The sequence below is a fragment of the Luteimicrobium sp. DT211 genome, assembly GCF_049844995.1.
Classification (GTDB): Bacteria; Actinomycetota; Actinomycetes; order Actinomycetales; family Cellulomonadaceae; genus Luteimicrobium.
Genome location: NZ_JBNCMC010000015.1, coordinates 17,097 through 36,902 on the forward strand (window position 1 = coordinate 17,097; position 19,806 = coordinate 36,902).

Below are 19,806 nucleotides of genomic sequence, written 5' to 3' on the forward strand. Positions count from 1 at the left end.
GTATGACCGCAGGCAAGGGACGCATTTCCGGCCCGCTCGCGCACCTGCCAGCCTGGCAGCGACGCAGCCGCACGAGCTGCGACCGAGCCGAGGGGAAAGCGCATGCGCTGGGACGTCATCGTCGGGAGCCTGTCGAGGGCGTCGATCAACCGGCAGCTGGCCGGGCGGCTGGCCGAGCTCGCGCCGGCCGAGGTGAGCCTCGACGAGATCGAGATCGCCGGCCTCCCGCTGTTCGACTACGAGCTCGAGGACGACTTGCCCCCGGCGGTCCGGGAGGTCAAGGCGCGGGTCGACGCCAGCGAGCTGCTGATCTTCGTCACACCCGAGTACAACCGGTCGATCCCGGCCGCGCTGAAGAACGTCCTGGACTGGGGCTCGAGGCCGTGGGGGCAGAACTCCTGGGCCGGCCGGCGCGCGGCTGTGATCGGGACCGGGCTCAACAGCGCCGGGACCGCCGTCGCGCAGGCCCAGCTGCGCGAGATCCTCGGCTACCTCGGGGTGACCGTCGTCGGGGCCACCGAGGTCTGCGTGCCGTGGCGTGACGACGTGCTCGAGGATGCGGTCGTCGAGCAGCGGCTGCGGTCGTTCCTCGACGAGCTCCGCGCGCACCTGCGCGCCGAGGCCGAGCCCGCGCGCACGTGACGCGAGCTCAGGTGCCGGCGGAGACCGAGAGGGTCTCGAGCAGCTTGCCCGTCCGCGCGTCGAGCAGGACGACGCCGTGCTTCGGCCACCCGCTGCGACTCTTCGGGGCTCGGTAGCTCTCGGTGTCGAACCCGGTGCCCCGGTCGCAGACCTCGATGGCGGCACCGGTGTCGGTGACGACCTGCGCCGTCGCGGGGTGCTCGAGCATGACCGGCTCCCAGGTGGACGGCTCCGCGTAGCCGCCGTCGGCGTCGGCGGGCGTGCTGTTCCACCAGCCCTCGAACCCGCCGACCCTGTCACCGCGGATGGTCACGGGCTTGCCGTCGGTGCACGTCGCGTCCGCCGACACCCCCGAGGACGACGTCGGCGCCGGTCCGGTCAGCCCGCCGGCGCCCTGGTCCGGTGCGGACTTGGTCGCGTGCTGCGCAGCCGTGTCGGACGCCGTCGGCGGCGGTGCGGCACCCGCCGCGTCGGACTTGATGGCACAGCCGGAGACTGCCAGCACCCCCACCACCACACACGCTCCCCCGAGCGCCAGCGCACGACTCATGCCGTGTGTCTACCAGACCGGAGGCCCGGGCAACAGACCTTCCGCTTGCCAGATGCCAGCTTCCCCCGAAGCGCCCCTCCGCTCCGCCTACTTCGCGAGGTGGGCCCCCCGGACGGGTACCTCGCGAGGGCGGGAGCGGATCTGCCGCCTACTTCGGCGAGGACGGCGGCGGGGCGGTCGAGCCGCGGACCACGAGCTCGGTCGCGAGCGACACGTGCAGCGCGTCGACGGCCTGCCGTGCCACGAGCCGCAGCAGCAGCGAGACGGCCATCCGGCCCATCTCCTCGAGCGGCTGACGCGCCGTCGTGAGCGCGGGGACGGTCGATCGGGCGAGGTCGAGGTCGTCGAACCCCGTCACCGCAAGGTCCCCGGGCACGGCCAGTCCGCGCTCGGCTGCCGCCCGGAGCACACCGGACGCGACCTTGTCGTTGAACGCCACGATCGCCGTCGGCGGCCCACCCGGCCCCGGCGCGTCGAGGAGGTCGCACGCCGCGGCGTACCCGTCGTCGGCGGTGGGCCGGACGCTGCGTCGCAGGGAAGGGTCGGGCAGCAGCCCGGCGTCCGCGAGCGCCGACGCGTGCCCGGCGAGCCGGGACCGGCTGGCGAGCCACTCGGTGGGTCCGCCGACGACGCCGATCCGCCGGTGCCCGAGCTCGAGCAGGTGGGCGGTGAGCGCCCGCGCGCTGGTGAGGTGCGCCGACGACACCGACGGGACGTCGGCGGGCAGGGCGGCCATGGGGTCGACGACGACGAACGGGAACCCCCCCGCCCGCAGCGCCTCGAGCTGGCGGACGGGCTCGGGCGGGAGGACGAGCACCGCGCCGGCGAGCCCGCGGTCTCCCGCGAGACCCGCGACGACCGGGCGCTCGCGGGCCGCCTCGCCGGTGTCGAGGACGGCGCGCCGCCCGTGGACCGCAAGAGACTCGACGGCCGCGGTGACGACGCGCCCGAAGTAGTCGTCGAGGACGTAGGGGCAGCGGACGAGCACCGGTGCTCCGGGGTCCCGCCCGGACGCCGCCGACGCGCGGGCGGGCACCGGCGCGCCGAGCCGTGCGGCGAGGGCGAGGACCTCGTCCCGGGTGGCGGGCGCCACCGCCGGGTGGCCGCTGAGCGCCCGCGAGACGGTACCGACCGAGTACCCGGACGCGGCCGCGACCTGCCGGACGGTGACCCGGCCGCTGGGCCGCCTACCCATGCCGGTGCGCCTCGTTGCGTTCCACGAGATGGATCGTAACGGCAGCAACGTCGGGCCGCGTTGACAGGCCGCCGAGCGCCGTGCATCGATGGGAGAGGGGCGACCGTCGGGCGACGGTGTTCCACGTTCTGTTCCACGAGGGAGTGGACCGAGCGCCGGAGCCCGGGAGCCGCGGCAGGGGAACCACCCGCTCGACGACGAGAGGAAAGACCATGACGTCACCGACGACGCCACCACCCACCCGGCGGGGAACGCACCGCCGCAGGCTCGCGGCAGGGACCGCACTGGCGGCGTCGGCCGCGCTCGCCCTCGCGCCGGCGGTCGCCGCCGACGCGCACCCGGGGCACAGCACCGCGACCGACGACGTCCGCGCCTGGATCACCACGCCCGACGGGACGCAGCGCCTCACCGAGCAGGCGCCGACCCGGTTCACGACCGCGAGCTCCGCCCGCACGACCCTCACCATCGACCCCGCGACGAGCTACCAGACCATGGACGGGTTCGGCGGCGCGCTCACCGACTCGACGGCAGCGGTCCTGTACCAGCTCAGCCCGGCCGAGCGCGCGCAGGCCATGCGCGACCTGTTCAGCCCCACGGACGGCATCGGCGTGAGCTTCCTGCGCCAGCCGGTCGGCTCGTCCGACTTCACAGCCGCCGCCGAGCACTACACGTACGACGACGTCGCCCCCGGCCAGACCGACCTCGCGCTCAAGCACTTCACGATCGCCCACGACGAGGCCCAGATCCTGCCGCTCCTGCGCCAGGCCAAGAAGCTCAACCCGTCGATCCAGGTCGTCGCGACCCCCTGGTCGCCGCCGGCCTGGATGAAGACGAACGACTCGCTCGTCGGCGGACGGCTCAAGGACGACCCCGCCTACTACGACGCCTACGCCCGCTACCTCGTGAAGTTCGTCCAGGCGTACGCGAAGGCCGGCGTCCCGATCGACTACCTGACCGTCCAGAACGAGCCGCAGAACCGCACGCCCTCCGGATACCCGGGCACCGACATGGGCGTCAAGCAGGAGGAGAAGGTCATCGAGGCGCTCGGCCCGCTCCTGAAGAGGGCCAGCCCGAAGACCAAGATCCTCGGCTACGACCACAACTGGTCCACGCACCCCAACGACGCCGCGTCCGCCCCGCCCGACGAGCCCGGCGGCGAGACCGACTACCCCTACCAGCTCCTCGACTCGCCCGCCGCGAAGTGGATCGCGGGGACCGCCTACCACTGCTACGCCGGCGACCCCAGCGCGCAGACCGCGCTCCACGACGCTTACCCCACCAAGGACGTCTACTTCACCGAGTGCTCCGGCTCCCACGGCGCCACCGACACCCCGGCCCAGTACTTCAGCGACACCCTCAAGTGGCACGCCCGGACGATCACGCTCGGCACCACGCGCAACTGGGCCAAGACCGTCGCCGACTGGAACCTCGCCCTCGACGACGACGGCGGCCCCCACCTCGGCGGCTGCGACACCTGCACCGGGTTCCTCTCCGTCCACCCCGACGGCACCTACACGAAGAACGCCGAGTACTACACCATCGGCCATCTCGCGAAGTTCGTGAAGCAGGGCGCCGTCCGGATCGCCTCCACGTCGTTCGGCACCACCGGCTGGAACGGCCAGCTCATGGACGTCGCGTTCCGCAATCCCGACGGCTCCACCGCGCTCATCGTCCACAACGAGAACGACGACCCGCGCTCCTTCGCCGTCGCCGTCGGCTCCAAGACGTTCGAGTACACCCTGCCCGGCGGCGCGCTCGCGACGTTCACCTGGCCCGCCTCCGCCACCCGCGGCGCCTTCACCGGCTCCGCCCTCGCCGGGCTGCTGCCCGTGTCGCTCGCCCACGCCACCGCCACCGCGTCCACCGCGCCCGACGACGCCAAGCTCGCCGTCGACGCCGACGCCTCCACCCGCTGGTCCTCCGGCGCCGCGCAGACCCCCGGCCAGTACGTCCAGCTCGACCTCGGGCGGGCGACCGGGCTCCGCCGCGTCGCCATCGACGCCGGCGACAACCTCGGCGACTACCCCCGGGCCTGGGCCGTCTCCACCAGCCTCGACGGCACCCGCTGGACCACCCGCGCCAGCGGCACCGGCGTCGGGCAGCTCACCAACGTCGACCTCCGGCCCACCCTCGCCCGGTACATCAAGATCACCCAGACGGGGACGTCGGGCTCCTGGTGGAGTGTCGCGGACGTGCGGTTGTATCGCTGATCGGACGCAACCACCCGCTCGGCTGAGCCCGCGGGGAGGAGGAGGGGCCGGAGGGTGCTCGGGCTACCAGCCGGCCCCTCGTCCCTCGGGGCCTCCCGCCAGGCCCACCACGCCCTTCGCACCCTCCGGCCCCTCCTCCTCCCCGCTCTCCCGTCGGCTCGCCGTGGTCGCGACCTCAGCGCCCGACCGTGCGTCCGGCTGGGGGCGCGGAAAAGCGGTGGGCCTGGGCCGTGCAGGAGACGAGGATCACTGTCGCGGGCCGGAATGGTTCTGGTACCGTTGTACTAGAAATGCTCCAGGAACCCTCACCCCAGCAGAACCACGAGCCGTCCGGCGTCGCGCCGGACGGCTCGTCGTCGTCCCCCCGTCAGCGCGAGAGCAGGACGGAGGCGTCGGCGCCCGCCGCGGCGAAGCCGTCCCGGAACCCGTACGCCGCGATCCTGCGGGTGCCGGGGGCGCTGCAGTTCTCCGCGTCGGCCCTGGTCGCGCGCCTGCCCATGTCCATGGTCGGCATCGGCACGGTGCTGATGATCCAGGGCCTGTACGGGTCGTACGCGCTCGCGGGCCGGATCTCCGCGGTGCTCGTCATCGCGCAGGCCGTCTGCTCGCCCCAGCTCGCGCGGCTCGTCGACCGGCGGGGCCAGCGCCGCGTCATGCTGCCCATGCTCGCCGTCGCGAGCGTCGGCCTCGTGGGGCTGATCGTCACCGCGGTCACCAGGGCACCCGAGCCGCTGCTGTACCTCTTCGCGATCCTCGCGGGCGGCGGCTCCGGCTCGTACGGCTCGATGGTCCGCACCCGGTGGTCGAAGGTCCTCGACGACCCCCGCCGCCTCCACACCGCGTACTCGCTCGAGTCCGCGCTCGACGAGGTCGTGTTCGTCGTCGGGCCGGTCGTCGCGACGCTGCTCGCGACGAGTGTCACCCCCTGGTCGGGCCTCGCCGTCCCGCTGGTCGCCGGCCTCCTCGGCGGCGCCTGGTTCCTGTCCCTGCGGGCCACCGAGCCCGCGGCCGTGCCCTCGAGCGAGGAGACCGGCGAACGCCGCTCCGTCCTGCGCAACCCCGCCGCCCTGGTCGTGTGCGTCGTGTTCATCGCGCAGGGCGTCGTGTTCGGGGCGACCGACGTGTCGACCATCGCGTTCGCCGACGAGCACGGCCACAAGTCGTGGGCCGGCGCGATCCTCGCCGTGTGCGCGGCCGGGTCGCTGTGCGGCGGGCTGCTTTACGGGGCCCGCCACTGGCGCTCCGCGCTCTGGAAGCGGTTCGTGCTGGGCATGGTCGTGCTCGCCGCCGGCGTCTCGATGTTCCGGCTCGTCGACTCGATCCCCGCCCTCGTGGGCGTCATGTTCGTCACCGGGTTCGCGATCGCGCCGACGCTCATCAACGGCAACGGCCTGATCCAGCAGGTCGTCTCGCCCGGCCAGCTCACCGAGGGACTCGCCTGGGCCGGCACAGCCCTCGGGATCGGCGTGTCGGTCGGCTCCGCGGTCGCCGGCTCCCGCATCGACGCCGCGGGCGCCCACGCCGGGTACCTCGTCGTCCTCGCCGCAGCCGCGTCCGCGGCGGTCCTCGTGCTCGCGTCCATCGGCGTCCTGCGCCGCAGCGCGCGCATCCGCGTGCAGCCGCACGCCTGACCGGCCGGCTCACGCGCCGTCGCGCAGCTCCCTCAGCCGCCCGACGACGTCCGCGACCTCGTCCTCCCTCGCCGCAGCCCAGCCCGTCCCGCGGGCGGCGAGGGCGAGCGGCAGGACGGCGCCCGCCAGGGTCTCGACGCGCAGCACCGACGCGGTCCCGCGGCGGGGCACCCGCTCCTCGCCCGCGGTCACCGAGGCGACGGAACGCCAGGGCCACGCAGCGACCGGCGCGCCGCGGCGGGCGTCCCAGAGCTCGAGGCCGGGCGGCCCGGCGGCGACGACCCCAGCGAAGGGCAGCGAGCGGCCGAGCGCGGGCGCCCACGTGCCCTCGACGACGAGCGCGCGGGCGAGCGCCGGGCTCCCGTGCACGGCACCGACCCACCAGCCCGGCCGGGCCGCGCGCACCGCCGCGACCGCCCGGGCCGCCGCGCGCGTCGTCCGGCGGTAGAGGACGAGCCCCACGACGACCGCCGCCACCACGAGCAGCGCGGCGACGACGACCGTCGTCACCTGATGCTCACCACGCGATGCCCGCCGTCACGCGACGGCCGCCGCCGCGTGGCCGGGGTCGTCGTCGTGCGTGTCCGGGTCGTCGTCGTGCCCGACGGACGCCACGATCGCGTCGAACAGCCCGAGCATGCCGTCCCGGAGCGCGACGAGGTGGGTGGAGAAGACGAGCTGGTACCAGCCCTCGCCGTCGCGGGGGTCGAGCCAGTAGCGCGCGACGAGCTGGGGCGTCCGGTCGGCGTCCAGCTCGGCCGGACCGCGCTCGACCGCGACCTGCCGCACGACCGACCCGAGCGGGCCGTCGGCCACGACCACCTCCACGCCGGGTGCCGCGGCCGCCGTCAGGTCGGCGGCGAGCCGGGCCAGACCCTCCCGCTTGCGGGGGATCCGGCTCGGCGCGGGCGCCGGAACGCGGAACGTGGTGAGCGACGCCGACAGCGGCTTGTCGCCCGCCTGCATCAGCGAGAACGCCATGATCCCGCCCCGCGCGGCCGCGGCAGCCCGCGTGGTGGCGTCGAGCTCGCGGAGCACGTCGAGCTGGAGCGCCGACGGCTTGTCGGAGCGCCCGAACTGCCGCGCGACCAGCCCGCGGACCGACCGGCGGCGGGCCCGCTCGTCCGTCAGGTCGACGGCCCACCAGTCGTCCGGGAGGAGCAGGCCGAGGCGGTCGACGACGGCGCCGGGTGCGCCGGACGGGGGCGTCACCCGACCTCCACGGTGAGGCTCTGGACGATCGTGAGCGCCTCCTGGCTCAGCGCCTCGAAGGCGGTCGGCACGTTGGTCTGGAACTCGAAACGCATGACCTCGTCGGCGCCGGTGGGGAACACGGACGCGGCGATCCGCGAGAGGACGACGCCCGTGTCCTTGAACCCGCGCACCTCGACCTCGATGAGCGCCTGGCCGGCGTCGACGTCGCCGAGCGCCGCCGAGTGGTCGAGCAGGCGGGTCCCACGGATCTTCTCCGGCTTCCGGACCCGCTTGAGGAGCGCGTCGGGGTCGAGCGGGGTCCCGGCGTCCGGGTACAGGTACGTGAGCGTGAACTGCCCCCAGGGCAGGTCGGTCGGGTCCGGGTACCACAGGCCGCCGGCGAGCGAGCGCCCGTCGACCAGGATCTGCTCCAGGTCGCCGACCGCGCCGAGGTAGCCGGTCTCGAGGCCGGGCGCGAGACCCAGCCCACGCACGAACTCCTCCGCCTCCTCGCTGTTGCCGGCCGTCCAGCCGACCCACTGCTCGCTCGTCCCGGCGTCGTACCCGACGATGTGGCCCATGTACGTCCTCAGTTCAGGTTGAGCTGCTTGGCGGGGTCGTCGGAGCCCTCGGTCAGCCCCAGCGCGCCGTAGCCGTTGTTCCCGATGTCCACCCCGGTCCCGATCAGGACGGCGCCCGCTCCCCGCCCGGCGACGCCGAGCGCGTCGTTGAGCTGCGCGTGGCTCGCGGCGAGGGCGTCGACGGCGGCGCGGCTCGCGGTCGAGGGCAGGTTCGCGGCGGCCCGCACGGACGCGTCCGCGGCGTGGACGCCGCTGACGGCCCGCGCCTCGTCGCCCGCGCCGAACCAGGCCAGCGCGTTGCCCTTGAAGCCGCTCACGTCGCGGAACGCCGCGTTCCAGGTGGCGCGCGGCGAGCGCAGGAAGTCGAGCGTCTTGCCGAAGCCCTTGAGCTCGCTCCCCGTGTCCTTGATGATCGTGATCGGGTTGAGCTGGCTGCCGATCGTCCGGAACATCCCGCCGCGGCCGGCGAACGTCGCGGCCCCCCGCTCGGCGGCCCGGATCCCCGACCCGGCGAGCCCGCGCCCGTTGAGCAGGCCCCGCACCGCACCGCGGATGCCGCGCGTCTGGCCGAGCGCCCGGACCAGCTGGTCCGCGCGGACGCGGGAGACGGCCTGCGCGCCCTCGGCGCCCATCTTGAGGGACGCGCCCGCCACCCGGCCGAGGCCGAACGTCGCCACCCCGAGGACGTCGAGGCCGAAGTCGAGCCACGACCCCTCGCCGTTGAGAAGCTGCAGGCCGTGCCCTGCCATCGCCACGAGCCCGGCGATGAGGGCGACCGCGCCCAGCGCCTCGCCGAGCCCCGGCACCCACGCCAGAGCCAGGGCCAGGACGCCCGCGACCGTCGCGATCTTGGACGCGATGTCGGTGATCGCGTTCACCACCGAGCGGACGTTGTCCCACCAGCCGTCGTGGATGCCGTCGGCGTCGACGGCGACGTTGATCGCGTCCTTCGCGGTGCCCGCCGCCGTGTCCCGCGCGGACGTCGCCTGCTCGAGCTTGGTCCGCGCGTGGCTCAGAGCCGTGCCCGCCGCCGTCATGTCCGTCTGGGCCTGGTCGGCCTGGTGCTGAGCGTTCGGCGCCTTGCTGTGCGCGGGGTCGGAGTAGACGACGTGCTTGTGGTGCGCGGTGTCGTAGTCGGACTGGGCCTGCTTCGCGGCGGTGAGCGCCTCGTCGGCGTGCTGCTGCGACGTCCGCAGGACGCCGGCGTAGGTGGTCAGCGCGGCGCCGGTCGCGGCGTACCGGTGCTGGACCTTCGCGATCTCGTTCGCCACGTCCTTGGCCTTGTCCGCGATGGCCTGCACGGCGTCGGACTGCATGGCGTCCAGGTCCGCGATGGTCCTCAGGTCGGCGGCGGCCTTCCGGATGGCCTCGGCGACGTTCGTGTAGTCGGCGCCGGCGCCCGAGACGACGTCGGGGTCCCCGGGCACCGGGTCGGTCGCCGCGAGCGGGTGCCAGTCGTACGGGCGGCTCACTTCTCGCCTCGCAGGGCCTTGGCGAACTCGGAGTCGAGGCTCTCGAACTGCTCGCCCACGCCCTGGCACTGGTCCGCGAGCGAGCCGATGTGCTCGAGCATCTTCTCCCGCTTGCCGTCCCAGTTCCGCTCGAAGTGGTGGATGGCGTCGGAGAGCTCGTCGTGCCCGACCGCGGAGGCCACGCGGTCGGCGTTCGTGTGCGCGCCGTGGAACTCGGTCGCGACGACGCGGAGCTTGTGGCCGGCCTCGATGAGGGTCGGCGTATCCACCTTGAGCTGGTCGGTCACTGCAGGAGTCTCCTCGTCGGCGGGCGGGGGCCGGGCCCACGTTAGCGGACCGACCGCCCCACCCGACATGGGGAGAACTACCCACCGGACAAGGACTCCGTGAACGGAGAACTACCCGTCGGCCGTCGCGGGGTCGCGGGGCAGCGGCGTCGGGCAGGAGAGGGTGAGGGCGTCGTCCGCGCCGAGGGCGCAGGTCTCGTCGTGGCCGTCGGGGAAGGTGACACGGACGGGCGAGTCGTCGTAGACGTACATGAGCTCGGCCGGGTCGAGCGTTACCCCGTACGCGGCGCCGAGCGCGTCGGCGGCCCGGGTGCGGAGCGCCAGCCGTTCGTCGTCCCGCGCCTCGGACGCTCGCTCGATCCCCGGCTTCGTGACCCGGTCGGCGACGAACGCCCCGAGACCCCCCAGGACCGCCAGGCCGAGGCAGACGCCGGCCGCGACGCCCGCGCTCCGGCGCCCGAGCCACCGCCGCGCCGTCAGCGCCAGCACCACGAACAGGGCCGCCGCGCAGATGCTGACGATCAGCAGCACCTTGACCGTCGGCGCCGGGGTCACGTCGAGGTCGGGCGGGTACACCGGGACGGGCACCATGGCGGGACGGGGCTCCTCGTTCGTCGGGTCTCGGCCGGTTCTCGCACGGCCCGGGACACGGTATCGGACCGCGCCGACCCTGCCCGGGGTGCAACGGACGTCACACCCGCTCGTGGTGCGGGTCCCGTGGGCCCGGCGGAGCATGGGGGCATGGCTCTCGGACGCAAGTCACCCCAGGACAAGCGCAACAAGACCGTCGCGGACCTGCTGGTCGCCCAGCTCGTCACCGCGGGCGTGAAGCGGATCTACGGGATCGTCGGCGACAGCCTGAACCCCGTGGTCGACGCGGTGCGCCGGACGGACGAGATCGAGTGGGTGCACGTGCGCCACGAGGAGGTCGCGGCGTTCGCGGCCGCGGGCGAGGCCGAGGTCACGGGCAGCCTGGCCGTGTGCGCGGGCTCGTGCGGCCCGGGAAACCTGCACCTCATCAACGGCCTGTACGACGCGAACCGCTCGCGCGTCCCCGTCCTCGCGATCGCGAGCCACATCCCCAGCACCCAGATCGGCACGGGCTTCTTCCAGGAGACCCATCCCGACCGGCTGTTCACCGAGTGCTCGGTGTACTCCGAGATGATCTCGAGCGCGGCCCAGGCGCCGCGCGTCATCAACTCGGCGATCCAGCACGCGCTCGGCGGGCCCGGCGTCGCCGTCCTCACGATCCCCGGCGACATCGCCGACCACGACGCGCCCCCGATCGTCCCGGGCATCGACCCGCTCGTCACCCCGCCCGCCGCGCCGCGGTCCATCCCGTCGCCGGACGCGCTGCGTGAGCTCGCCGACGCCATCAACGGCGCCCGGAAGGTCACCATCTTCGCCGGGGCGGGGGTCCGTGGCGCGCACGACGACGTCCTCGCCCTCGCGGACAAGATCGCCTCCCCCGTGGGTCACTCGCTGCGCGGGAAGGAGTGGATCCAGTACGACAACCCGTTCGACGTCGGGATGTCCGGCCTCCTCGGGTACGGGTCCTGCTACGACGCGATGCACGAGGCCGACCTGCTGATCCTGCTCGGCACCGACTTCCCGTACGACCAGTTCCTCCCCGCCGACGTCCGCACCGCCCAGGTCGACCTCGATCCCTCCCACCTGGGCCGGCGCACCCGGCTGGACCTCGCCGTCGTCGGGGACGCCGGGGAGACCGTGCGCGGGCTGCTGCCGCTCGTGGACGCCAAGAAGGACCGGAAGTTCCTCGACGAGATGCGGCGCAAGCACGTCAAGAGCCTCACCGGCGTCGTCGGCGCGTACACGAAGGACGTCGAGAAGGTCACCCCGATCCACCCCGAGTACGTCGCGGACGTGCTCGACCAGGAGGCCGCCGACGACGCCGTCTTCACCGTCGACACGGGCATGTGCAACGTGTGGGCCGCCAGGTACATCAGCCCGAACGGGAAGCGACGCGTGATCGGGAGCTTCCTGCACGGGTCGATGGCCAACGCGATGCCGCACGCGATCGGGGCCGCCTCCGCGGAGCCGGGGCGGCAGGTCGTCGCGATGTCCGGTGACGGCGGGCTGTCGATGCTGCTCGGCGACCTGCTCACCATCAAGGCGTACGACCTGCCCGTGAAGATCGTCCTGTTCGACAACGCGTCGCTCGCGATGGTCCGGCTCGAGATGCTCGTCGACGGGCTGCCGCAGTTCGGGACGGAGTCGCCGCACTTCGACTACGCCGCGATCGCGAACGCCATGGGGATCCCCGCGGTGCGCGTCGAACGCCCGCAGGACGTGCGCGGCGCGCTCCGGGGAGCTCTCGACCGGCCGGGCCCGGCGCTCGTCGACGTCGTCACCGACCCGCGGGCCCTGTCGCTGCCGCCGACGATCACGGCCGGGCAGGTGCGCGGGTTCGTCGTCGCGATGAGCAAGGAGATCATGGGCAACGGCATGGGAGAGGCCGTGTCGATGGCGCGGTCGAACCTGCGCAACGTCCCGCGCCCCTGACGCGCTACGACGACGCCCGGTCGCCGACGTAGCGCGGTTGTTCACACTGCGCCCAGGACGGGGGGTCTCAGTTGCTGGTGCTGGTCCTCGAGCGGATCTCCGCGATCATCGGCGACACGTCTCCCACGGTCTTCGGGACGATCAGCGCGGCGGTCGGACCGATGAAGACGAAGACGTGCCGGTCGGTCTCGTCGATTCGTGCGACGCGATCCCACGCGACGGATGTCGTGACCCCGGCGACTGTCTCATGCAGGCCCACGTCGTCGGCCCTCAAGCTGGCAGCGCCATCCAGGCCCAGGCCTTCGCCCGCCGCGAGCTCACGCACTCTTCGGCCGGCGGCCCAGCGGTTGATCCGCGGAAGGGCTAACCACATCCCGACAGCGACGACCACGGCGGTAACGAGGCCGCCCGTCCAGTCATGCGCCGCTCCCCCGATCACAACCACGACCGCAGCGAAGACCAGCCCGGTGAGCACGATCCTCTGACGTGCCCGTTGTGCGCGCAGCACGTCGGAAGTCTGCAGCAGATGCTCACTGAAGGCGCTGTAGTCCTCGGTCCTCATCTGAAAGTCGATCTGCACGCCGGCAAGTGTCGCAGACCCCGGCACGATGAGTTCCGGCATCGTCGGCGGTAGGTACTCGCGAGCCCGCCGGATCCCCCGGCGGACCGTCCGTGAGGAGACTGAGATGACCGAGAAGCGCGCGGCCGACGTGGCCGCCATCGAGACCGTGCTGGCCGACTCCTACCGAGCGTGGGCGGCGGGCGACGCCGACGCGATGGTCGCCGACTACACGCCGGACGCCACGGCGATCCTGCCCGGCTCGCGCCGGCTCGGACGGGACGTGATCCGCGACAGCATGGCTCAGGCGTTCGCGGGGCCTCTCGCCGGAACGTCGACCTGGGACGAGCAGGTGAGCCTGCGGTTCCTGGGCCGCGACGCCGCGATCGTCGTGAGCGAGTCGGGCGTCCTGTTCGACGGCGCGACAGAGGCCCCCGACTCGGGCAGGGTGAACGCGACCTGGGTGCTCGAGAAGAAGGACGGCTCGTGGAAGATCGCGGCGTACCACAACAGCCCGGTGCTCGTCCCGGCCCGGGTATGACGACGACCGGCTTCGACGTCCGGCTCGAGCCGCACCGCAGGGAGCTGCTGGCCTACTGCTACCGCATGCTCGGCTCGGTGCACGACGCCGAGGACCTCGTCCAGGAGACGTACCTCCGGGCGTGGCGGGGGGGGGGGGGGGGGGGGGGGGGGGGCCCCCCCCCCCCCCCCCCCGCGCCTCGGTGCGCACGTGGCTGTACCGGATCGCGACGAACGTCTGCCTGACCGCGCTCGACGGCCGCGCCCGGCGGCCGATGCCGTCGGGGCTGGTGGCGCAGTCGGAGCCGCTCGCGCCGCTCGTCCGGGGCGAGGTGCCGTGGCTCGAGCCCCTGCCGGACGCGATGCTCGAGGCCCACGACCCGGCCGACGCCGCCGTCGCCCGCGCCGGGCTGCGGCTGGCGTTCGCGTCGGCGCTGCAGCACCTGTCCGCCCGGGAGCGCGGGGCGCTCGTCCTGCGGGACGTCCTCGCGTTCTCGGCGGCGGAGTCCGCCGCGATCCTCGGCACGACGACGGCGGCGGTCAACAGCGCGCTGCAGCGCGCCCGCGCGCGGGTGGCCGAGGACGGCGCCGCACCCGAGCAGGTCGACGAGCCGTCGGCGGCCGAGCAGCGGGCGTGGCTCGACCGGTACACCGACGCGTTCGTCCGCGCGGACGTCGAGGGCATCAAGGCGCTGCTCACCGAGGACGTCCTCATGGAGATGCCGCCGATGGTCAACTGGTTCACGGGCCGCGACGGGTACGGGCAGTTCATGGACTGGGTGTACGGCATCGGCGGGACGGACTGGCGGACCCTGCCGGCCGCCGCGAACGGGCAGCCCGCGTTCGCGGCCTACCGGCGCGACGGCGACGGGTACGCGGTACACACGCTCCAGGCCCTCACCGTGACCGCCGGCGGCATCAGCCGGAATTCGGTGTTCCAGGACCCGGCCGTCTTCGCGTCGTTCGGCCTCCCGACCCGCCTCGACGGCGACGGCGTGCCCGTGTGACCCGGCGACCACGCGATCTCCGACCGCCGAGCACGGCCTCCGCGTCCGTCCGGCCGCCGGGACGGACCGGGACCCCGTCTTCGGCCGGGGGGTTTCGGCTCACAGGGCACCCCGCCCCCGCGTGAGCGAACCGTTCCCTGCGGGAAACGACCCCCGCAGCCGCGCGAAACACCGCCTCCCTACCGTCGAGGACAGCATCCCCTCGGCCTCAGGAGGACCCGATGACCGACAGCTCACGCACGCCCCGACGCCTCGTCGTCGCGGGCGGCGGCATGGTCGCCCACCGGTTCGTCGAGGCGCTGCGCGCCCGCGACGCCGACCGCACGTGGCAGGTGACGGTCCTCGCGGAGGAGCCGCGCGCGCCCTACGACCGCGTCGCGCTGACGAGCTACTTCACGGGCCGCGACCCGGAGGACCTCGCCCTCGGCGACCCGGCGCTGTGGGCCGACCCGTCGGTCCGGCTGGTCCGCGGCGAGGCCGTCACGGGGATCGACCGCGAGGCGCGGGCCGTCACGACGAGCGCCGGCCGCACCCTCGACTACGACCACCTGGTCCTCGCGACGGGCTCGTCGGCGGCCGTGCCGCCCATCCCGGGCACCGAGCTGCCGGGCGTGTTCGTCTACCGCACCGTCGACGACGTCGCGGCGCTCCGCGGGTTCGTCGAGGAGCAGCGGGCGCGCTGGGACCGCCCGGTGCGGGGAGCCGTGATCGGCGGCGGGCTCCTCGGGCTCGAGGCGGCGGGCGCCCTGCAGGCCCTCGGCGCACAGTCCACCGTCATCCAGTTCGGCTCGCACCTCATGTCCGCACAGGTCGACCAGGGCGGAGGCGAGGCACTCGCCCGTCTGATCCGGAGCCTGGGGATCGCCGTCCGCGTCAACACGGCGACCACGAAGATCCGCCCCAACCGCCGCGGCACCGCGGGCCGGCTCGACTTCGCCGACGGCGGCCGGCTCGACGTCGACGTGGTCGTCGTCGCGACGGGCGTGCGGCCGCGCGACGAGCTGGGCCGCGAGGCGGGGCTCGAGGTCGGGCCGCGCGGCGGCGTCGTCGTCGACGACCGCTGCCGCACCGCGGACCCGGCCATCTCCGCGATCGGCGAGGTCGCGTGCATCCAGGGCGCCTGCATCGGCCTGGTCGCTCCGGGCAACGCGATGGCCGAGGTGACCGTCGACCGGCTGCTCGGCGGCGACGCCGAGTTCCCCGGCGCCGACACGGCGACCAAGCTCAAGCTCGCGGGCGTCGACGTCGCGAGCTTCGGCGACGCGTTCGGCACCACCGAGGGCGCGCTCGAGGTCGTGTGGGCCGACCCGGTGGGCGGCGTCTACAAGAAGCTCGTCCTGTCCGACGACGCCCGCACCCTGCTGGGCGGCGTCTTCGTCGGCGACGCGACCGCGTACACGAGCCTGCGCCCGATGCTCGGCCGCGAGCTCCCCGGCGACCCGGCCGTGTTCCTGCTCCCCGAGGGAGCGGGCGGGGCCCCGAGCCTCGAGCTCCCCGACGACGCCGCCGTCTGCTCCTGCAACAGCGTGTCCGCGGGCGAGGTCCGGGCCGCGGTGACGGAGGACGGCTGCACGGACGTCGCGGGCGTCAAGGCGTGCACCCGCGCCGGCACGACGTGCGGCTCGTGCCTCCCGCTCGTCAAGAAGCTCGTGTCCACGGAGCTCGAGAAGGCGGGCGTCGCCGTCTCGAAGGCCTTGTGCGAGCACTTCGAGCTCTCGCGCGCGCAGCTCTACGACGCCCTGCTCGTCTCGGGGGTGCGGACGTTCAGCGAGGCGCTCGATCGGTTCGGTACGCCGGCTCAGGCGGGCGCGGCGAGCCATGGCTGCGACATCTGCAAGCCGGTCGTCGCGTCCATCCTGTCGACGCTCGCGCCGGCGCACGTGCTCGACGGCGAGCGGTCCACGCTCCAGGACACCAACGACCATCTCATGGCCAACATGCAGAAGGACGGCACCTACTCGGTCGTCCCGCGCATGCCGGGCGGCGAGGTCACGCCGCAGGGGCTCATCGTGATCGGCGAGATCGCCCGCGACTACGGGCTGTACACGAAGCTCACGGGCGGCCAGCGGATCGACATGTTCGGCGCGCGCATGGAGCAGCTCCCCGACATCTGGCAGCGGCTCGTGGAGGCGGGCTTCGAGTCGGGCCAGGCGTACGGGAAGTCGGTGCGCATGGTGAAGTCGTGCGTCGGGTCGACGTGGTGCCGGTTCGGCGTCCAGGACTCGGTCGGCATGGCCGTGCACCTCGAGCTCCGGTACCGGGGCCTGCGGAGCCCGCACAAGCTCAAGCTCGGCGTGTCCGGGTGCGCGCGCGAGTGCGCGGAGGCCAGGTCCAAAGACGTCGGCGTGATCGCGACCGAGAAGGGCTGGAACGTCTACGTGGGCGGCAACGGCGGGTTCACGCCACGGCACGCGCGCCTGCTCGCCGAGGACCTCGACGACGCCGCCCTGATCCGCACCATCGACCGGTTCCTCATGTACTACGTCCGCACCGCGGACCGCCTGCAGCGCACGGCGCCCTGGGTGGACGAGGTGGAGGGCGGGCTCGACGGCATCCGCGCCGTGATCATGGACGACTCGCTGGGCATCTGCGCCGACCTCGACGCCCAGCTGGCCGCGCACGTCGACTCCTACGAGGACGAGTGGAAGGCCACCCTCGAGGACCCCGACAAGCTGCGGAGGTTCGCGTCGTTCGTCAACGCGCCCCGCACGCCGGACCCGTCGCTCGCGTACGTGCCCGAGCGCGGCCAGGTGCGCCCCGCGTTCCCCGAGGAGCGTGACACCGCGGTCCCCGAGCCGGTCCTCGTGGCCGGCGCAACGCTGGAGGTGCGCTGACATGACGACGCTCGACGCCCCCGACACGGTGGAGTCCGTGCCGGCCGAGCACACGTGGCTCGAGGTGTGTCGGCTCGACGACCTCGTCCCGGAGCGCGGCGCCGCCGCCCTGCTCGCTCCCCCGACCGGTGGCGACGCCGTGCAGGTCGCGCTGGTCCGGCTGCTCGACGACACCGTCCTCGCGGTCTCCAACCTCGACCCGTTCTCCGGCGCGCACGTCATGTCGCGCGGCATCGTCGGGTCCCGGACCCAGGGCGGCCGGACCGTCCCGACCCTGACCTCTCCCCTGCACAAGCAGGTGTTCTCCCTGCTCACCGGCGTCTGCCTCGACACCGCGGGAAAGTCGCCCGTCGCCGGCCACGACGCCGACCTGCGCACCTTCCCGCTCCGGGTCGCGGGCGGCGTCGTGTCGGTCGCCCTGCCCGACGACGCGGCGGAGCGACCGTGAGCACCGGGCGCGTCGTGCTCGTCGGCGGCGGGCCGGGCGACCCCGACCTGCTCACGCTGCGCGCGTGGCGGGCGCTCGCGGAGGCGGACGTCGTCGTCGCGGACCGGCTCGGGCCTCGCTCGGTGCTCGACGACCTCGGCCCGGACGTCGAGGTGATCGACGTCGGCAAGACGCCCGGCCACCACCCGGTGCCGCAGGACGAGATCAACCGCCTGCTCGTCGAGCACGCGCGCCGCGGACGACGCGTCGTCCGGCTCAAGGGCGGCGACCCGTTCGTGCTGGGACGCGGCGGCGAGGAGGTGCTCGCGTGCCGGGAGGCCGGGGTGCCGGTCGAGGTCGTGCCGGGCGTGACGAGCGCCCTCGCCGCTCCCGCCGCGGCCGGCGTCCCGGTCACCCACCGGGGCGTCGTCGCGGCGGTCATGGTCGTCAACGGGCACGACCCGCTCCCCGCCAGCGCCCTCGCCGGCCTGCGCGACGAGGAGCTCACGCTCGTCGTGCTGATGGGCGTCGCTGGCCTCGACGACCTGTGCGCCCGGGCGGCGGAGGCGGGGGTGGACCCGTCGATGCCGGTCGCGATCGTCGAGCGCGCGACGACGGCGGAGCAGCGGGTCACGCGGGCTCCGCTCCAGGACGCGGCCCGCGCCGCGCGGGAGGTGGGCGTGCGGGCGCCAGCGGTCGTCGTCGTCGGGCGCGTGGCGGCCCCGGACCTCCTGGCGGCCCCGCACCTCCCCGACCTGTCAGAAGGTCGTGAGGCTCGAGGCTCACGACCTTCTGACAGTCCGTGCACCCCGAACGGGTTGTCAGAACGTCGTGAGGCTCGAGGCTCACGAGCTTCTGACAACTCGCGGGCGGTCGAGCGTGGACGGCTCGTCGGGACCGCCGGGTGACGCGCGACAATCGGCCCATGGACGACGCACGCATCGAGCAGGTGATGGCGGGGTGCACCGTGCTCGTCACCGCGGACCGGCGCTCGTCCGAGCTCGGCGCGGCGCTCGCTCGCCGCGGCGCGACGCTCCGGTACGCGGCGGCGCTCAGCATGGTCCCGCACACCGACGACGCGGAGCTGCTCGCCGTGTCGCGCCGGATCATCGCCACCTCGCCCGACGTGGTCGTCGTGACCACGGGTATCGGGTTCCGCGCGTGGATCGAGGCGGCCGACGCCGTCGGGCTGGCCGAGCCCCTCGTCGACGTCCTGGGGCGAGCCCGGATCGTGGCGCGCGGCCCCAAGGCGCGCGGCGCCATCCAGGCCGCCGGGCTCACGGCCGACTGGGTCGCGGAGTCGGAGACGACCGCGGAGATCGCCGAGCTCCTGCTCGACGAGGGGGTGAGCGGGCTGCGCGTCGCGGTGCAGCACCACGGGGCCGGGTCGGACGGGATCGACGAGGCGCTGGTCGCCGCGGGCGCCCAGGTGGAGCCGCTCGTGGTCTACCGCTGGGGTCCGCCGGAGGACCCTGCCGCCGTCGAGGCCTCGGTCCGCGCCGTCGCCTCCGGCGAGATCGACGCGGTGACGTTCACGTCCGCGCCCGGGTCCGCGGCATGGCTGGCCGCCGCCGACGCGGCCGGGGTCCTGCCCGACGTCGTCCGGCACGCCGCGGACGGCAGCGTCGTGTTCGCGGCCGTCGGGCCGACCACGGCCAAGCCCTTGCGCGACGCCGGGATCGACCCCCTCGTGCCGGACCGCGGGCGGCTCGGGGCGCTCGTCCGCGCGCTGGTCACCTACTACGGCGGTCTCGACACGCTCGACACCGTGGCCGGGCGGCTGCGCGTCCACCGTCGCGCCGCCGTCCTCGACGACCGCGTGCTCCCGCTCACGACGACGGGCCTCGAGGTGCTGCGGCTCCTCGCCCGGGCGGGGGGCTCCGTCGTGCCCCGGGACGCGGTGCTCGCGGTCCTGCCCGGGGAGTCGACGGACCCGCACGCCGCGGAGGTCGCGATCGCGCGCCTGCGCGACGCGTCGGGCAGCCGGGAGCTCGTCCGGACCGTCGTCAAGCGGGGCTACCGGCTCCAGCTCGCAGACCGCTGAGCGCGCCCGTGGGCGAGCCGTCCGGTTCGTCCGGTCCGTCTCCGTTCCGCACGAAGCGTTCGGGCGTGCGAGAGTTGCACCAGGTGAGAGGTCGCGCGGGTAGGCGCTGCCGTCGCGCAGCGGGCACGGCC

General features: G+C 74.1%; 20 protein-coding genes. 11 read left to right on the top strand and 9 right to left on the bottom strand.

The genetic code is table 11. The features are described from left to right. Positions 1 to 102: 102 nt before the first annotated feature. Positions 103 to 642, top strand: a complete 540-nt coding sequence (locus ACLQ14_RS18950) for an NADPH-dependent FMN reductase (protein ID WP_425815924.1) — start codon at positions 103 to 105, stop codon at positions 640 to 642. Between the two features lie 7 nt (positions 643 to 649). Here ACLQ14_RS18950 and ACLQ14_RS18955 read toward each other — a convergent pair whose 3' ends face one another. Both ACLQ14_RS18955 and ACLQ14_RS18960 read right to left on the bottom strand, forming a co-directional pair. Next, positions 650 to 1,192, bottom strand: coding sequence for a hypothetical protein (locus ACLQ14_RS18955; protein WP_425815926.1), 543 nt, complete (start codon positions 1,190 to 1,192; stop codon positions 650 to 652). A 148-nt stretch (positions 1,193 to 1,340) separates the two neighbouring features. Then, entirely contained in the window at positions 1,341 to 2,387 is a 1,047-nt protein-coding gene (locus tag ACLQ14_RS18960; protein WP_425815928.1) for a LacI family DNA-binding transcriptional regulator, read from the bottom strand. A 212-nt stretch (positions 2,388 to 2,599) separates the two neighbouring features. Between ACLQ14_RS18960 and ACLQ14_RS18965 the strand changes: the two genes are divergently transcribed. Both ACLQ14_RS18965 and ACLQ14_RS18970 read left to right on the top strand, forming a co-directional pair. Further along, positions 2,600 to 4,597: a discoidin domain-containing protein gene (locus tag ACLQ14_RS18965; RefSeq protein WP_425815930.1), complete on the top strand. Its 1,998-nt coding sequence runs from the start codon at positions 2,600 to 2,602 to the stop codon at positions 4,595 to 4,597. Between the two features lie 290 nt (positions 4,598 to 4,887). Continuing rightward, positions 4,888 to 6,228 carry an MFS transporter gene (locus tag ACLQ14_RS18970; RefSeq protein ID WP_425815932.1) on the top strand — a complete coding sequence of 447 codons (1,341 nt, stop codon included), beginning with the start codon at positions 4,888 to 4,890 and terminating at the stop codon, positions 6,226 to 6,228. A gap of 9 nt (positions 6,229 to 6,237) precedes the next feature. Here the strand turns inward: ACLQ14_RS18970 and ACLQ14_RS18975 are convergent, their stop codons facing one another. From ACLQ14_RS18975 to ACLQ14_RS19000, 6 genes are all read right to left on the bottom strand, one after another. Continuing rightward, entirely contained in the window at positions 6,238 to 6,738 is a 501-nt protein-coding gene (locus tag ACLQ14_RS18975) for a hypothetical protein (RefSeq protein WP_425815934.1), read from the bottom strand. A 27-nt stretch (positions 6,739 to 6,765) separates the two neighbouring features. Beyond that, positions 6,766 to 7,440 (bottom strand): hypothetical protein, encoded by a 675-nt coding sequence (locus ACLQ14_RS18980; RefSeq protein WP_425815936.1) that lies wholly within the window; start codon positions 7,438 to 7,440, stop codon positions 6,766 to 6,768. Further along, entirely contained in the window at positions 7,437 to 8,003 is a 567-nt protein-coding gene (locus ACLQ14_RS18985) for a hypothetical protein (protein WP_425815938.1), read from the bottom strand. The genes ACLQ14_RS18980 and ACLQ14_RS18985 overlap by 4 nt, the downstream gene beginning before the upstream one ends. Positions 8,004 to 8,011: 8 nt before the next feature. Beyond that, positions 8,012 to 9,475: a putative T7SS-secreted protein gene (locus ACLQ14_RS18990; protein WP_425815940.1), complete on the bottom strand. Its 1,464-nt coding sequence runs from the start codon at positions 9,473 to 9,475 to the stop codon at positions 8,012 to 8,014. Beyond that, on the bottom strand, positions 9,472 to 9,762 hold the full coding sequence (locus ACLQ14_RS18995; RefSeq protein ID WP_425815942.1) for a hypothetical protein: 291 nt from the start codon (positions 9,760 to 9,762) through the stop codon (positions 9,472 to 9,474). Before ACLQ14_RS18995 ends, ACLQ14_RS18990 begins: the two co-directional genes overlap by 4 nt. A 111-nt stretch (positions 9,763 to 9,873) precedes the next feature. Continuing rightward, the gene (locus tag ACLQ14_RS19000) at positions 9,874 to 10,353 is read right to left on the bottom strand and encodes a hypothetical protein (protein ID WP_425815944.1); all 480 of its coding nucleotides are present in this window, start codon (positions 10,351 to 10,353) and stop codon (positions 9,874 to 9,876) included. A gap of 150 nt (positions 10,354 to 10,503) precedes the next feature. On the opposite strand from ACLQ14_RS19000, the gene ACLQ14_RS19005 reads away from it, so the two are divergent. Further along, positions 10,504 to 12,285: a pyruvate dehydrogenase gene (locus tag ACLQ14_RS19005; protein ID WP_425815946.1), complete on the top strand. Its 1,782-nt coding sequence runs from the start codon at positions 10,504 to 10,506 to the stop codon at positions 12,283 to 12,285. Between the two features lie 67 nt (positions 12,286 to 12,352). Here ACLQ14_RS19005 and ACLQ14_RS19010 read toward each other — a convergent pair whose 3' ends face one another. Beyond that, positions 12,353 to 12,865 carry a YcxB family protein gene (locus ACLQ14_RS19010; protein WP_425815948.1) on the bottom strand — a complete coding sequence of 171 codons (513 nt, stop codon included), beginning with the start codon at positions 12,863 to 12,865 and terminating at the stop codon, positions 12,353 to 12,355. 106 nt (positions 12,866 to 12,971) lie between these two features. Between ACLQ14_RS19010 and ACLQ14_RS19015 the strand changes: the two genes are divergently transcribed. The 7 genes from ACLQ14_RS19015 to ACLQ14_RS19045 all read left to right on the top strand — a co-directional run bounded on the left by ACLQ14_RS19015 (position 12,972) and on the right by ACLQ14_RS19045 (position 19,675). Further along, a complete protein-coding gene (locus ACLQ14_RS19015; protein WP_425815950.1) occupies positions 12,972 to 13,385 on the top strand; it encodes an SgcJ/EcaC family oxidoreductase in 414 nt (137 codons plus the stop codon). 65 nt (positions 13,386 to 13,450) lie between these two features. Continuing rightward, positions 13,451 to 13,609: a sigma factor gene (locus tag ACLQ14_RS19020; protein ID WP_425815999.1), complete on the top strand. Its 159-nt coding sequence runs from the start codon at positions 13,451 to 13,453 to the stop codon at positions 13,607 to 13,609. After that, a complete protein-coding gene (locus tag ACLQ14_RS19025; protein WP_425815952.1) occupies positions 13,567 to 14,370 on the top strand; it encodes an RNA polymerase subunit sigma-70 in 804 nt (267 codons plus the stop codon). The genes ACLQ14_RS19020 and ACLQ14_RS19025 overlap by 43 nt, the downstream gene beginning before the upstream one ends. Positions 14,371 to 14,591: 221 nt before the next feature. Next, positions 14,592 to 17,204 (top strand): nitrite reductase large subunit NirB, encoded by a 2,613-nt coding sequence (gene nirB / locus ACLQ14_RS19030; RefSeq protein ID WP_425815954.1) that lies wholly within the window; start codon positions 14,592 to 14,594, stop codon positions 17,202 to 17,204. 1 nt (position 17,205) lies between these two features. Next, complete coding sequence (locus ACLQ14_RS19035) at positions 17,206 to 17,652, top strand: nitrite reductase (NAD(P)H) small subunit (protein WP_425815955.1); 447 nt, start codon at positions 17,206 to 17,208, stop codon at positions 17,650 to 17,652. Next, complete coding sequence (gene cobA, locus ACLQ14_RS19040) at positions 17,649 to 18,539, top strand: uroporphyrinogen-III C-methyltransferase (RefSeq protein ID WP_425815957.1); 891 nt, start codon at positions 17,649 to 17,651, stop codon at positions 18,537 to 18,539. Before ACLQ14_RS19035 ends, cobA begins: the two co-directional genes overlap by 4 nt. A gap of 17 nt (positions 18,540 to 18,556) precedes the next feature. Then, positions 18,557 to 19,675 (top strand): uroporphyrinogen-III synthase, encoded by a 1,119-nt coding sequence (locus ACLQ14_RS19045; RefSeq protein WP_425815959.1) that lies wholly within the window; start codon positions 18,557 to 18,559, stop codon positions 19,673 to 19,675. The last annotated feature ends 131 nt before the right edge of the window (positions 19,676 to 19,806 follow it).

Coding starts and splice junctions, on each gene's coding strand:
- ACLQ14_RS18955 (WP_425815926.1), bottom strand. CDS start 1,192: ATGAGTCGTGCGCTGGCGCTCGGGGGAGCGTGTGTGGTGGTGGGGGTG.
- nirB (WP_425815954.1), top strand. CDS start 14,592: ATGACCGACAGCTCACGCACGCCCCGACGCCTCGTCGTCGCGGGCGGC.
- ACLQ14_RS18965 (WP_425815930.1), top strand. CDS start 2,600: ATGACGTCACCGACGACGCCACCACCCACCCGGCGGGGAACGCACCGC.
- ACLQ14_RS19020 (WP_425815999.1), top strand. CDS start 13,451: ATGCTCGGCTCGGTGCACGACGCCGAGGACCTCGTCCAGGAGACGTAC.
- ACLQ14_RS18950 (WP_425815924.1), top strand. CDS start 103: ATGCGCTGGGACGTCATCGTCGGGAGCCTGTCGAGGGCGTCGATCAAC.
- ACLQ14_RS18970 (WP_425815932.1), top strand. CDS start 4,888: ATGCTCCAGGAACCCTCACCCCAGCAGAACCACGAGCCGTCCGGCGTC.
- ACLQ14_RS19005 (WP_425815946.1), top strand. CDS start 10,504: ATGGCTCTCGGACGCAAGTCACCCCAGGACAAGCGCAACAAGACCGTC.
- ACLQ14_RS18960 (WP_425815928.1), bottom strand. CDS start 2,387: ATGGGTAGGCGGCCCAGCGGCCGGGTCACCGTCCGGCAGGTCGCGGCC.
- ACLQ14_RS19035 (WP_425815955.1), top strand. CDS start 17,206: ATGACGACGCTCGACGCCCCCGACACGGTGGAGTCCGTGCCGGCCGAG.
- ACLQ14_RS19000 (WP_425815944.1), bottom strand. CDS start 10,353: ATGGTGCCCGTCCCGGTGTACCCGCCCGACCTCGACGTGACCCCGGCG.
- ACLQ14_RS19015 (WP_425815950.1), top strand. CDS start 12,972: ATGACCGAGAAGCGCGCGGCCGACGTGGCCGCCATCGAGACCGTGCTG.
- ACLQ14_RS19045 (WP_425815959.1), top strand. CDS start 18,557: ATGGACGACGCACGCATCGAGCAGGTGATGGCGGGGTGCACCGTGCTC.
- ACLQ14_RS18985 (WP_425815938.1), bottom strand. CDS start 8,003: ATGGGCCACATCGTCGGGTACGACGCCGGGACGAGCGAGCAGTGGGTC.